General features: G+C 40.6%; 12 protein-coding genes. 8 read left to right on the forward strand and 4 right to left on the reverse strand.

Annotated elements, in window-relative coordinates:
- Positions 1 to 207 precede the first annotated feature (207 nt).
- Positions 208 to 366 carry a C1orf53 family protein gene (locus B879_RS22855; RefSeq protein ID WP_162136895.1) on the reverse strand — a complete coding sequence of 53 codons (159 nt, stop codon included), beginning with the start codon at positions 364 to 366 and terminating at the stop codon, positions 208 to 210.
- A gap of 85 nt (positions 367 to 451) precedes the next feature.
- On the opposite strand from B879_RS22855, the gene rocD reads away from it, so the two are divergent.
- The 7 genes from rocD to B879_RS18380 all read left to right on the forward strand — a co-directional run bounded on the left by rocD (position 452) and on the right by B879_RS18380 (position 7,159).
- Positions 452 to 1,726 (forward strand): ornithine--oxo-acid transaminase, encoded by a 1,275-nt coding sequence (rocD, locus tag B879_RS18355; protein WP_040401139.1) that lies wholly within the window; start codon positions 452 to 454, stop codon positions 1,724 to 1,726.
- A gap of 128 nt (positions 1,727 to 1,854) precedes the next feature.
- A complete protein-coding gene (locus tag B879_RS18360; protein WP_009186716.1) occupies positions 1,855 to 2,505 on the forward strand; it encodes an HAD family hydrolase in 651 nt (216 codons plus the stop codon).
- A gap of 329 nt (positions 2,506 to 2,834) precedes the next feature.
- Positions 2,835 to 4,049 (forward strand): porin, encoded by a 1,215-nt coding sequence (locus tag B879_RS18365; RefSeq protein WP_009186717.1) that lies wholly within the window; start codon positions 2,835 to 2,837, stop codon positions 4,047 to 4,049.
- Positions 4,050 to 4,526: 477 nt separating this feature from the next.
- Positions 4,527 to 5,495, forward strand: a complete 969-nt coding sequence (gene hemB / locus B879_RS18370) for a porphobilinogen synthase (RefSeq protein ID WP_009186718.1) — start codon at positions 4,527 to 4,529, stop codon at positions 5,493 to 5,495.
- Positions 5,496 to 5,680: 185 nt separating this feature from the next.
- On the forward strand, positions 5,681 to 5,848 hold the full coding sequence (locus B879_RS22225; RefSeq protein WP_262481914.1) for a Fic family protein: 168 nt from the start codon (positions 5,681 to 5,683) through the stop codon (positions 5,846 to 5,848).
- Positions 5,849 to 5,953: 105 nt separating this feature from the next.
- Positions 5,954 to 6,130, forward strand: coding sequence for a hypothetical protein (locus B879_RS22690; RefSeq protein ID WP_009186719.1), 177 nt, complete (start codon positions 5,954 to 5,956; stop codon positions 6,128 to 6,130).
- Between the two features lie 144 nt (positions 6,131 to 6,274).
- Entirely contained in the window at positions 6,275 to 7,159 is an 885-nt protein-coding gene (locus tag B879_RS18380; protein ID WP_040401136.1) for a Fic family protein, read from the forward strand.
- 323 nt (positions 7,160 to 7,482) lie between these two features.
- Here B879_RS18380 and B879_RS18385 read toward each other — a convergent pair whose 3' ends face one another.
- Together B879_RS18385 and dnaK are read right to left on the reverse strand one after the other, a co-directional pair.
- Positions 7,483 to 7,857: a co-chaperone GroES gene (locus tag B879_RS18385; protein WP_009186721.1), complete on the reverse strand. Its 375-nt coding sequence runs from the start codon at positions 7,855 to 7,857 to the stop codon at positions 7,483 to 7,485.
- A 448-nt stretch (positions 7,858 to 8,305) separates the two neighbouring features.
- A complete protein-coding gene (gene dnaK, locus B879_RS18390; protein WP_009186722.1) occupies positions 8,306 to 10,225 on the reverse strand; it encodes a molecular chaperone DnaK in 1,920 nt (639 codons plus the stop codon).
- Positions 10,226 to 10,749: 524 nt separating this feature from the next.
- Between dnaK and B879_RS18400 the strand changes: the two genes are divergently transcribed.
- On the forward strand, positions 10,750 to 11,550 hold the full coding sequence (locus B879_RS18400; RefSeq protein ID WP_009186723.1) for an MOSC domain-containing protein: 801 nt from the start codon (positions 10,750 to 10,752) through the stop codon (positions 11,548 to 11,550).
- Between the two features lie 69 nt (positions 11,551 to 11,619).
- Here the strand turns inward: B879_RS18400 and B879_RS18405 are convergent, their stop codons facing one another.
- Complete coding sequence (locus tag B879_RS18405; RefSeq protein WP_009186724.1) at positions 11,620 to 12,372, reverse strand: DUF6733 family protein; 753 nt, start codon at positions 12,370 to 12,372, stop codon at positions 11,620 to 11,622.
- Positions 12,373 to 12,578: the final 206 nt, after the last annotated feature.

The raw sequence follows: 12,578 nt of genomic DNA on the forward strand, positions 1-12,578 counted from the left end.
AAAGAACCAACAACGAACTTTGAACAAAGGGCATACAATAAGTTCAAGGTTCATTCTCCAGGGTTTTTGCTCAATTAGTAATACCGTTTTTCCGGCCATAGCGGATTGAACCTTTAACCTTGAACAATGAACAACTCACAGTTTAACTAACCAATCAACCAATCACTAAACAACTAATAATTAATCACTAATCACCCTTCACCAAACTCACTTCTCCTTATAGGGACAATGCTTGCATCCGCTTCCACAGCAATATCCCCTTCTTAAATGGTATTGGGCGGTAAAAACCATCAGTCCCTGTTCATTGAAGTAATAATCACCTGGCCTTAACTCCATGGGAGGGCTTGGTTTCTTTTTGAAATTCATGCTTTTATCCTACCACCTTTTCTTATATTTGTCATTAGGTAAAATCAGCAAAACTGACCCCTTGGGCAGCAAAAATACAAATTTTATGATGGAAACAATAAACTCAAGTAAGCAGGCCATTGCCATAGAAGATCAATATGGAGCACACAATTACCATCCTTTGCCGGTGGTATTGTCAAAGGGAGAGGGGGTTTTTCTATGGGATGTAGAGGGAAAAAAATACTATGATTTTTTGTCTGCTTACTCTGCGGTAAATCAAGGGCATTGTCATCCTAGGATCAAGGAAGCTTTAATTGAGCAAGCCGGTACGCTTACTTTGACCTCAAGGGCATTTTACAATGATGTCTTGGGGCCTTTTGAAAAATATATCACGGAGTACTTCGCTTTTGATAAGGTATTGCCTATGAATACAGGAGCCGAAGGTGTAGAGACCGCCATCAAGATTGCCAGGAAATGGGGTTATGAGAAGAAAGGTGTAGCGGAAGGACAGGCCAAAATCATTGTGGCTGAAAATAATTTCCATGGCAGGACCTCTACAATCATATCATTTTCCTCTGATGGCAATGCCCGAAAGAATTTCGGACCCTATATGCCAGGCTTCATCCGCATTCCGTACAATGATGTGGAGGCTTTGAAAACTGCTTTAGAAGATGAAAGCGTGGTGGCATTTTTGGTAGAGCCCATTCAGGGAGAAGCAGGGGTTTACACACCTGCAGAAGACTTTATCCGTCAGTCTTCGGAAGCATGTAAGGATAAAAATGTTTTGTTTATTGCAGATGAAATCCAGACAGGAATTGCGAGAACAGGCTCTTTGTTGGCGGTATGTGGTAATTGCAGTTGTGAGGGCCATTGCGAAAGGCAAAGCACATATACAAAGCCGGATATGTTGATTTTGGGAAAAGCTATTTCCGGGGGGTTTTATCCCGTTTCGGCAGTCTTGGCTGATAATCATATCATGGATGTGATCAAGCCAGGAACCCATGGGTCCACTTTTGGGGGCAATCCCTTGGGTGCAAGGGTAGCTATGACAGCTTTGGAGGTAGTCAGGGATGAAAAATTGGCACAAAATGCCCGAAAGCTCGGGGAAATATTCAGGGCCCGGATGCAGACCTTGGTGGATAAGTATTCCATCCTGAAACTGGTGAGGGGTAAAGGACTATTGAATGCTGTCGTGGTGAATGATTCCCCTGACAGCAGTACAGCATGGGACATGTGCATGATGCTTGCGGAAAACGGTCTTTTGGCCAAGCCTACCCATGGCAATATCATTCGTTTTGCGCCTCCTTTGGTCATGACAGAGGATCAACTTCATGATTGTTGTGATATCATTGAGAAGGTGGTAAAAGCTTTTGAGAAGTAGTAAATAGTTTCCTGCTGGTAGTCGTTTAAGACCCTCCAAATTACCTTGGGTATTGGAGGGTTTTATGTTCTTTTTATCCCCTTCCTAAAAAAAGAGTTGAGCCCTTTAAAAAGTTAAACCAATTAATCATGAGTAAAGCCATTATTTTCGATATGGACGGCGTAATCTGCCATACCAATCCCTACCACTCTATCGCCTTTCAGGAGTTTTTTGCCAAAAGAAACCTTTTTCCGACGGAAGAAGAGTTTGCTCTTCATATGTATGGGAAGAGTAATTCATACATTTTGAGTCATTTTTTGGGGAGGCCTATTGCAGGACAGGAGTTACTTGAATTGGAAGATGAAAAGGAAAGCCTTTTTAGAGAAATTTATAAAGATAAGGTCGATCCGATTGCTGGCTTTATGGATTTTTTCAACAGCTTGAAGGCGGAAGGTTTACCTACCGGAGTGGGTACTTCGGCGCCTTTGGCCAATTTAGAGCTGATAGCTGGTACTTTGGGGATTATGGATAAAATGGAGTCCATACTGGCGAGTGAACATGTGAAAAGGCACAAGCCTGATCCTGAAGTTTATTTGAAATCAGCAGATCAATTAAAAGTAAAATCGGATGCCTGTGTGGTTTTTGAGGATTCCTATTCTGGGGTGACTGCAGCCAAAAATGCAGGAATGAAAGTGGTAGGGGTCTTGTCCTCCCATACCCGAGAAGAATTACCGGTTTGCGATTTGTATATTCATAATTTTAAAGAGTTAAGCATTGCATCGCTCAGTGCTCTTTTTTAGTTAAAGAATTTTTGTAGGGAATCTATTCATAGGCGATAAAATCAGGATGTTTTTTCAGAAAAATTAAGGGTTTTTGCTTAACATTTTTTTAAGGATTTTTTAACATTAGAAAATGCTTAACATTCCCTTAATATGCCCTTTTAGATGATTTTGAAGGTGTTTTTTATGAAAAATTACTTTGAGGCCGCATCGAACTCCCTATGTTAAGAAAACTTATGAATTAGTAGTTAACAAATTGATAATATCTGCATCATTATAAAGAAATATTGTTGCTGCTATTTTGTGTCGCTGTACAATAAGTATTTCATACTTAAAAAAATATTTCTTCCATGCGGATAAAATTCGCTCTCGCATTCATCATCTTGATGATTGCATTCGTTGACGTTTTTGCAAGGGACGTTGATGAAGACACCTTAAAAGGTAATATAGTGGCCAATCCATTGCCAAAGAAACAATGGTATGAGACCATTCAACTGCGCGGCTATGCACAGATGCGCTACAATGGTCTTTTTGAAACCAATCCCAATCTCCAATGTGCCCAATGTGACAGGTCTTGGGGTGGGGATGGTGAAGGATTTTTCTTCAGACGGATAAGGATGATTTTTTCTGGTCAGATCCATGAGCGAATCTTTATGTATATTCAGCCCGACTTGGCCTCTGGAGGTTCAAATTTTGCGCAAATCAGAGATGCCTACTTTGATTTGGGTTTGGATGCCAAACAGGAGTTTCGTTTGAGAATCGGTCAGTCCAAGGTGCCTTTTGGTTTTGAAAATCTTCAGTCCAGTCAAAACAGGCTTCCATTGGACAGGAATGATGGTTTAAACTCAGCAGTATTGAATGAACGGGATTTGGGTGTGTTTTTCTACTATGCCCCTTCTGAAATCCGTAAGCGTTTCAGTTACTTGGTGTCCTCAGGATTGAAAGGTTCAGGTGATTATGGGGTTTTTGGTCTCGGCCTGTACAATGGTCAGACTGCTAATTTGCCAGAGCGCAACAAAAACTTTCATATCGTCAGCAGGGCTTCTTATCCTTGGGAACTGCCATCGGGACAGTTTATAGAAGCCTCTTTCCAGGCTTATACAGGAAAGTTTGTGATCAATAGAAACCCACAGACGGATTTTGATCAAACGGAATTTGAAGAATTTCGATATGGTCCTACCATAGTCGTTTACCCTCAGCCCTTTGGTATTCAGGCAGAGTTCAACTGGGGAAGAGGACCGGAGTATGATCCGGTAACCAATGATGTGGTGGATGCACCGCTTAGAGGTGGCTATGTGTTGGCCAATTATTTTATTCAAAAAGGGAAAGACATCTTTATACCATTTTCCAGGTATCACTATTACAAAGGAGGGAAAAAGTTTGAACTGGACGCTACCAGACACAGGGTAAATGAATTGGAAATAGGGGTAGAATGGCAGCCAAACAAAAACTTTGAGTTAGTGGCCATGTATACCATTTCCGATAGGACCTTTGAAAACTCGCTTAATCCAAATAACAGGCAGCAGGGCAGTCTTTTGAGGCTTCAGGCGCAGGTCAATTTCTAAAGCATTATAAAGTTTAGTCTATATGTTGATAAAGCAGGCTTCTTTTGGAGCCTGTTTTTTTTTAGAAGCGAGAAGCTAGAGTCAAGAGCCAAGGCAAAAGTAAAAAGGCAAAAGAAGGGAATGGGTATGTAAAATGAGGAATTAAGAATAGTCTTGCCTGCAGCAAGTAGGAGTGAGAGATGAGAAGCGAGATAAAAGACACAAGATACAAGACTCAAGACATAAGACTCAAAAAGGGGTGGGACACCTAGAATGAGGAGTTAAGAAGAGTTGAACTGTCGATAACAAAAGAATAAAAAAATGTCAACTGAAATCAGGATATTACATAAGGAAAACAAAGATGGTGATTGTAAGATGGATTTATGAAAAATAAAGCAAAGTCTGGACAGAAGGCAGCAAACAGACTTCCATAAAATCCAATTTCCAATTTCAAGTATAGGCTATTCCCCTTACCTTTGTGCAGTAAAAAACACTGTTATGCTGAGAAGACCAAGAAGAAACAGAAAATCGCAAGGAATACGGGATATGGTGGAAGAGACGAGGTTGTCGGTAAAGGATTTCATTTTCCCTTTATTTTTGATTGATGGGATCAACCAGAAAGTTGAGGTGGCTTCCATGCCCGGGATTTATAGACTTTCCTTGGATTTGATGTTGCAAGAGATAGAAGCGTGCCTTTCCTTGGGCATCAAGGCATTTGATATTTTCCCAGCCTATCCTGAGGTCAAAAAAGACAAGTTGGCCACTGAGAGTTATAATCCCGACACTTTTTATTTGAAAGCCATCTATAAGATCAAGTCCACCTTCCCTGAGGCAGTCGTGATGACAGATGTGGCCATGGATCCCTACAGTTCGGATGGACATGATGGTTTGGTAAAGGATGGAAAGATATTGAATGACGAGACTTTGGAAATCTTGGGTAAAATGTCTTTGGCACAGGCCCAGGCGGGAGCGGATATTCTTGGCCCATCTGACATGATGGACGGAAGAGTGGGGTATATCAGGAGTGTTTTGGATGAAAATGGCTTTACCGATGTCTCTATCATGTCCTACACTGCCAAATATGCCTCTGCTTTTTATGGACCTTTCAGAGATGCTTTGGATTCTGCACCAAAAATGGGGGATAAAAAGACCTACCAAATGGATCCAGCCAATTACTATGAAGCATTGATTGAAGCGGATTTGGATACAGAGGAAGGAGCAGACTTTCTAATGGTCAAGCCGGCTTTGGCGTACTTGGACGTGATACGCTTGTTGAAAGATAATTCCAATTTGCCGATTGCCGCCTACAATGTAAGTGGTGAGTATGCCATGATCAAGGCTTCAGCGGAACGTGGTTGGATAGATGGGGAAAGAGCCATGCTGGAAAGTCTTCTCAGTATAAAGCGCGCCGGGGCTAATGTGATTTTAAGTTATTTTGCCAAGGAGTTTGGCTTGTTGGAAAAATAAGTAGAATGCTATGGAACCGAAGCAAGAAATTGTGAATAGGGCGTGCTGAAAAACGCCAATTGGAGAATAATTTCTTTAAACTTTGATGGATACTCCATTTATTAAGCATAAATCTTCATTCTCCCGCTTTGAGGCTGACATACCTATGACTTTTTCAGCAAGCCCTAAATAAGCTGCCAGAGAAAGTGCTTGGTGAACTTATAAATTACCTCTGCCTAAAAGAAAAAGTGGGAGCTATTCTTGAAAGCATCGTAAAAAATCATCCTTTTTTAGATGGAACCAAAAGAACTGGATATGTATTGATGAGAACCTTAATTTTTGACATTTTTGGTGTTACGGGGAATTATTTTTAAAGGTAAATTTAGGTGTTTTGAACCGTATCGGCTTAGGATTTAGTTATATTGATGGCTGATAGCTATTTGATTAAGGGATTTGTTTTATCTTAAATCGAGTCAACAATGAAGAAAAATATTTCACTGGTTATTTTGGTCTTTTTGGCTTTCACAGAGATTGCTAGTGGTCAGTCAGTATTTAAAGCCATTCGCTTATCGAATTCATTGCATGATTTATGGGAGAAGGGAAATATTGATAAGGCAGTAAAAAATTCTTTGGATTTGATTGGCAAAGTTATCTGAGGAATTATGTGTTGCTTTAGGGGATTAAAGCCTGATTGTATCTTGAGATGAAATATCACGGTAATCATTGCCTATATCGGCAATAATCTCTAATTTTTTTTATATTTGATGAGGTTTTTGCCGATAACGGCAAAAACTATTCATATGAACTATATTTCAGTCAATGAGTTTGCCAAGATGAATAAGCTATCCCCAAGGACGGTAAGGCATTATTGTGCCAATGGGAAGATTAAAGGAGCCTTTTTGACAGGGAAAACCTGGAATATTCCCGAAGATTCAAAAATCATTTCCACAAAAGGGAAAAGTAATAACACCTTACTTGATATCCTGAGAGAACAAAAAGAAATGAGGTTGAAAGGGGGGATTTATCACAAGGTGCAAGTAGAATTAACATTTAACTCAAATAGGATAGAAGGCAGTAAACTTACCCAAGACCAAACACGGTTTATTTTTGAAACTAATACCATTGGAGCGTTTTCAGAAAGTATCAATGTGGACGATATCATTGAAACAACAAATCATTTTAGATGCATTGACTTAATGATTGATAAGGCACACATGAAGTTATCCGAGTCATTTATCAAGCAGCTCCACTTTTTTCTAAAAACAGGCACTTCGGATAGCAGCAAGGATTGGTTCAATGTAGGGGAATACAAACGACTCCCCAACGAAGTTGGAGGCAGCGAAACATGTCCTCCAAAGGAGGTTGCGGCTAGGATGAATAAGTTACTCCAATTTTATCATAGAAAACCCAAAAAAACACTTGAAGACATCATCGGCTTTCACTATGAGTTTGAAATGATACATCCTTTTCAGGATGGAAATGGCAGGGTTGGGAGATTGATTATGTTCAAGGAGTGTTTGGCTAATCAAGTTGTTCCTTTCATTATCGATGAGAACCTTAAGTTTTTTTATTATCGAGGACTACAAGAGTGGCCCCAAATCAAAGAATTTCTACTGGACACTTGTTTGACGGCTCAGGATAATTTCAAAGCAATACTGAATTATTTCGAAATCCAATATGAGTAAGGTTTTTCGCAGATAGCGCGGAATTCACAGAAAAATGGACGGATCTAGACCCTTGCCTCGATTATCATTGTTTTGCCTTTTTAGAGCAGGGTTGGTGTTTATTGTAGGAACTAATAGCTTTTCTTCCCTTCTGCCCACGGTAGAACGGTTTTTCCCAACTTTTGACTTCTCCTCCAATGCCGGGGCTTAAAAGCCATGGATATTGATTGGCTTACTCCTTTATGACTGTTCTGAATTTAAGGTAATAACATTCAGGTCATTAGTGGTTTAAAACCCACTGACGGCAGTTTTAACTCACTAATCACTGCTCACTTCCCACTGCTTCACAGTTCCTCCTCCCTCTCCAGCATCAAAATAGAATGTTGGGGGACGATGTAGTATTTTTCGCCTTCATACATTAATTCATAGGAGCCGTTCAATAAGAAAATGGCCAGATCCCCCTCTTTGGCCTGCAATGGAATATATTTGATGGCTTCATCCCTATCCTTCCAAGGTTCATCATCTTCTACAGGAGCAGGGATGGGGTATCCTGGACCTGTTTTGATGATGTAGCCTTGCTGTACTTTTTCTTTTTCCTGTACGCCAGGTGGTAAGTACAGTCCTGAAGAAGTCCTTTCATCCGCCTTTCTCAATTTGATCAATACGCGGTCTCCTACGATGATCAGTTTTTTCAGTTTATTGTCATGAGTTAGTTGCATTTGTAGTTCAATTTTCGATTGATGTTACAGAAACAAGAAATAAGAAACAAGAGGTAGTAGTAGAAGCGAGAGACGAGATGCGAGAAACAAAGACGAGAATCGATAGACTGGACATAGTTTACCAGGTACAAAGTACAAAGAACCAAGTAGGGATTCGCCGGTTAGAAGCGAGAAGCGAGAGATGAGAAATTAGACTCAAGTCTCCTCCTTGAAAATACTTGACAATCTTTTAAGAATAATTCTCTTATAGATACGCCACTAATATATTTCCGAACAAGTCTGCCACAGGTAGAGTCATATATCTATTTATGTCCCAAAGCATATTTCATTTTCTATTCTTTACAATCTCTCGACCAGGCAGTCTTGTCTCTTGATTCTTAGTTCTTGTCTCTAAAAAAAGAGGCATCCATATCAGATACAGATGCCGTCTTTGTTGGTTCAGTTAATTTTACTTCTTGTCTTCAGATACTTCTTCATAATCCACATCAGATACGCCGTCTCCGGAATTTTCTGCGCCAGATCCTGTACCTGCATCAGCTCCTGGCTGCGCTCCTGCACCTTGGGTAGCGTTGTAGATTTCCTGGGAAGCCGCTTCCCAAGCTTTATTAAGGCCTTCCATGGCACTGTCAATTCCCGCCAGGTTTTGGGTTTGATGTGCGGACTTCAAGGTATCCAAAGCAGAAGAGATGTTTGCTTTATTGCCATCAGACAACTTGTCGCCATATTCCTTCAACTGCTTTTCTGTCTGGAAGATCAGGCTATCAGCTTGGTTAAGCTTTTCAATTTTTTCTTTTTCCGCTTTGTCAGCAGCAGCATTGGCTTCTGCTTCCTTCTTCATTTTTTCGATATCATCCTGCGATAACCCCGAAGAAGCTTCAATTTTAATCTTTTGCTCTTTGCCTGTTCCTTTGTCTTTTGCAGATACATTGAGTATACCATTGGCATCAATATCGAAGGTCACTTCAATTTGAGGAACACCTCTTGGTGCTGGTGGTATGTCAGTCAGTTGAAATCTACCTATGGACCTGTTATCTTTTGCCAATGGTCTTTCACCTTGCAAGACGTGTATATCTACAGCAGGCTGGTTGTCAGCAGCGGTGGAGAAAACTTCTGATTTTTTAGATGGAATAGTAGTATTGGCTTCGATCAGCTTGGTGAATACACCGCCCATGGTTTCGATTCCCAAAGAAAGTGGGGTTACGTCCAAAAGAAGGACATCTTTTACTTCACCCGTTAATACACCACCTTGAATGGCAGCTCCTATGGCTACTACTTCATCTGGGTTGACACCTTTTGAGGGTTTCTTGCCAAAGAATTTTTCTACTTCTTCCTGGATTTTAGGGATCCTGGTAGATCCACCGACCAAGATTACTTCATCAATATCAGATGGACTCATTCCCGCATCCTGAAGCGCTTTTTTACAAGGCTCCATGGATCTCCTTACCAAATCTTCTGATAATTGCTCAAATTTAGATCTGCTCAATGTTCTCACCAAGTGCTTAGGACCTGTCTGAGTGGCGGTGATATAAGGCAAGTTGATTTCTGTGGAAGCTGAGCTGGACAATTCAATTTTAGCTTTTTCAGCAGCTTCTTTTAATCTCTGAAGAGCCATTGGGTCTTTTCTCAAGTCCATTGACTCTTCGGCCATAAATTCTTCAGCCAACCAGTTCATGATCACCTGGTCAAAGTCGTCACCACCTAAGTGTACATCTCCATTGGTAGATTTTACTTCAAATACGCCATCACCCAATTCCAGAATTGAAATATCGAAAGTACCACCACCCAGGTCATACACAGCGATTTTCATATCTTGATTTTTCTTATCCATGCCATAAGCAAGGGCAGCAGCAGTTGGCTCGTTGATGATTCTTTTCACTTCCAGACCGGCAATTTGGCCGGCTTCTTTGGTAGCCTGGCGCTCTGCATCGTTAAAATAAGCCGGGACTGTAATGACAGCTTCAGTTACTGCCTGTCCCAAGAAATCTTCTGCAGTGCTCTTCATTTTCTGAAGAATCATTGCAGAAAGTTCCTGTGGTGTATAAGACCTGTCACCAATTTTGATCGCAATCGTATCATTTGAACCTTGCTCCACTTTATAAGAAGCATGTTTTTTCTCTTCCGAAACTTCAGAGAATTTTTTACCCATGAATCTTTTTACGGAGGAAATGGTATTGGCAGGGTTAGTTATGGCCTGACGCTTGGCAGGATCTCCCACTTTTCTCTCTCCGTTACCATTATCCAAGAATGCCACGATGGATGGCGTGGTTCTTCTTCCTTCTGAGTTTTGGATCACCACCGGCTCGTTTCCTTCCATTACGGCAACACAAGAGTTGGTAGTACCCAAGTCAATACCTATGATTTTTCCCATGATAGTATAATTAATTTCTGTGTTAAGTTACTTTTCTAATTCAATACCTTATTGACAAGCCTTGTGCCAACTCCAATCTGAGTAGTTTCAATGTCAGAATGACAGTTTTCCTGTCAGAAACCAAGGCAGTTGCCATCTAAATTGTCATTCTTAGGTTAGGTTTGGCAGTTTGTAAGCAATAGGATGATTGACTTTTCAGGATGTGTCAACTTTTCTATTCTTTTAATTTTAAGAAATTTAAAAGCAACCTTTTTGAATCCTTTTGTATCTTAGAGGTATGAAGAAGATTTTTCAGGATCGGTTAAAGAAGGAACGACAAAGGTGGGCTTTGGTCTTGATTATATGTGCCTGCAGTTCTCTTGCCTTTTCTTCCAATCTTTCTTTGAGATCAATCTCCTACCATGTGACACATCCGTTGGAGTTTTTCAAGCTTGAGCAGGAGAACCCATTTTATAAGATCCTTACAATTTTTAAAACCGGAGACTTGCCTGACAAGTTAAAGCGTTACTATCTTTAAGAAAAGCATGTATTTACAGGACATTTATATTTATCCGATCAAATCTTTGAGGGGAATCCGGTTGGAACAAGCCAATCTAGAGGAAAGAGGGTTTCAGTTTGACCGGCGGTGGATGCTGGTGGATATGGAAGGTCAGTTTCTAAGTCAGAGGACAATTCCACGAATGGCCCTGATTCAGGTAATTGTCGACGAGGAAGGATTGAAGGTCTATTCTAAAAATCAACCTGAAGATTATATTATGGTACCTTACCGCCCTCAAACCAAGGATTTGATTGATGTGCAGATTTGGGAAGATCAGGTGAAAGGACAGTTGGTGAGTCAAGTTTGCGATGCTTGGTTTTCCAAAATTATAGGTTTCCCTTGTCAATTGGTTTTTATGCCGGTCTCCACGTCAAGAAAGCTCAAGCAAAAGTATGCGGTGAATGGCGAATCGGTAAGTTTTGCCGATGGGATGCCTTATCTCCTCATCGGACAAAGTTCTCTTGATGATTTGAACAGCAGACTAATGGAGGCTGTACCCATGGACCGTTTTAGGCCTAATTTGGTTTTTGCTGGGGGTGATCCTTTTGAAGAAGATCACTGGGATGAAGTCCGGATCGGAGAGGCGGTTTTTAAAGTGACCAAACCTTGTGCCCGATGTGTAATGACCACTGTGGATCAGCAAACGGCCGAAAAGGGAAAAGAGCCCTTAAAAACATTGGCAACTTACAGGACAGTCAATAATCAAATCATGTTTGGTCAGAACATGCTCTTATTGGAGGGGGCAGAAGTAAAAGTGGGGGACCCGGTTGTCATTGAAAAAAAGTAAGGCCAAGAGTATGCTTGGCCTTACTTTAAAATCATTTTTAAGAAATTGCTTTAAACTGAAGTTTTTGTTTTAGAAGCTGTAACCCACCGTCAATTTGAAGAATGATGGTTGTCTAAAACCACTTTTTGCTAGCATGTCATCACTTCTTAAATCAGCACCTGATGTAAACCTGGCAAAGGCACCCCCGTTAGGGTCTGCAAATTGGACATAAGGGCCCAAGGCAAGATAAAAGTCAAATGCTGGATCTTCAGGTTGATTCTTTCCTCCTGTAAATCTCAATTGCTCTAAATGAAGCCCGGCAGAGAAAAACGGGGAGAACTTATAACCATAATTTGCCCAATAGTGTAGGTAGTTATTGGTATTTGGGTTGCCATGGTCAAATCCGACGTAGTATCCCAAATAGAACTCACCTTCTGTGTTGGCTTTGTCAAGGCCTATAGTCAAATTAGGGACAAATCCTTCTCCGAGAACCGGCGTGCCCAATCCTGAAGTCAGGCTCCCATTTAATATACCGACCTGGGGATTGATATTGATTCCATCCGCCACATCAAAGTTCATACCGACACCAAACTCCGTCCAGTTGCCCCAGCTGCCACCTGCTGCACCACCGGACCAAAGAATTCCATAAAAAGTAAACGCCGTGTTTTCGCTGAGGCTGTATGAACCTGCAAAGAAAGGGTAAAACCCAAAGAAGATGTCTGAGTTAAGGGTGACATCCATTGAAAATTTGCTATCATCCTGAGCTTTAGCTGGGTTGAAGCTAAAAAGGAGAACTGCCATCAAGGCACTGCCTGTAAGCAGTAAAGTAAATCTGTTTTTCATAGGTTGAATAGGTTTTGTGAATAATAGGTTTGTTTTTAAACGGATATATTATGAAATATTAAATATAATCTGTTTAATGGTTTTAAAAGTAACCAATATTTTGAAAAATTCAATAAAAAACATTTTTTAATGTTAAAAAATAAACCGATCCTATATTTTATTTTCTAAAATTCAAAAGATATAGGCTGTTGTTGCAAATAAAAAAA

It is taken from the genome of Cecembia lonarensis LW9 (genome assembly GCF_000298295.1).
Taxonomy (GTDB): Bacteria; Bacteroidota; Bacteroidia; order Cytophagales; family Cyclobacteriaceae; genus Cecembia; species Cecembia lonarensis.

Coding starts and splice junctions, on each gene's coding strand:
- B879_RS22855 (WP_162136895.1), bottom strand. CDS start 366: ATGAATTTCAAAAAGAAACCAAGCCCTCCCATGGAGTTAAGGCCAGGT.
- rocD (WP_040401139.1), top strand. CDS start 452: ATGATGGAAACAATAAACTCAAGTAAGCAGGCCATTGCCATAGAAGAT.
- B879_RS18360 (WP_009186716.1), top strand. CDS start 1,855: ATGAGTAAAGCCATTATTTTCGATATGGACGGCGTAATCTGCCATACC.
- B879_RS18365 (WP_009186717.1), top strand. CDS start 2,835: ATGCGGATAAAATTCGCTCTCGCATTCATCATCTTGATGATTGCATTC.
- hemB (WP_009186718.1), top strand. CDS start 4,527: ATGCTGAGAAGACCAAGAAGAAACAGAAAATCGCAAGGAATACGGGAT.
- B879_RS22690 (WP_009186719.1), top strand. CDS start 5,954: ATGAAGAAAAATATTTCACTGGTTATTTTGGTCTTTTTGGCTTTCACA.
- B879_RS18380 (WP_040401136.1), top strand. CDS start 6,275: ATGAACTATATTTCAGTCAATGAGTTTGCCAAGATGAATAAGCTATCC.
- B879_RS18385 (WP_009186721.1), bottom strand. CDS start 7,857: ATGCAACTAACTCATGACAATAAACTGAAAAAACTGATCATCGTAGGA.
- dnaK (WP_009186722.1), bottom strand. CDS start 10,225: ATGGGAAAAATCATAGGTATTGACTTGGGTACTACCAACTCTTGTGTT.
- B879_RS18400 (WP_009186723.1), top strand. CDS start 10,750: ATGTATTTACAGGACATTTATATTTATCCGATCAAATCTTTGAGGGGA.
- B879_RS18405 (WP_009186724.1), bottom strand. CDS start 12,372: ATGAAAAACAGATTTACTTTACTGCTTACAGGCAGTGCCTTGATGGCA.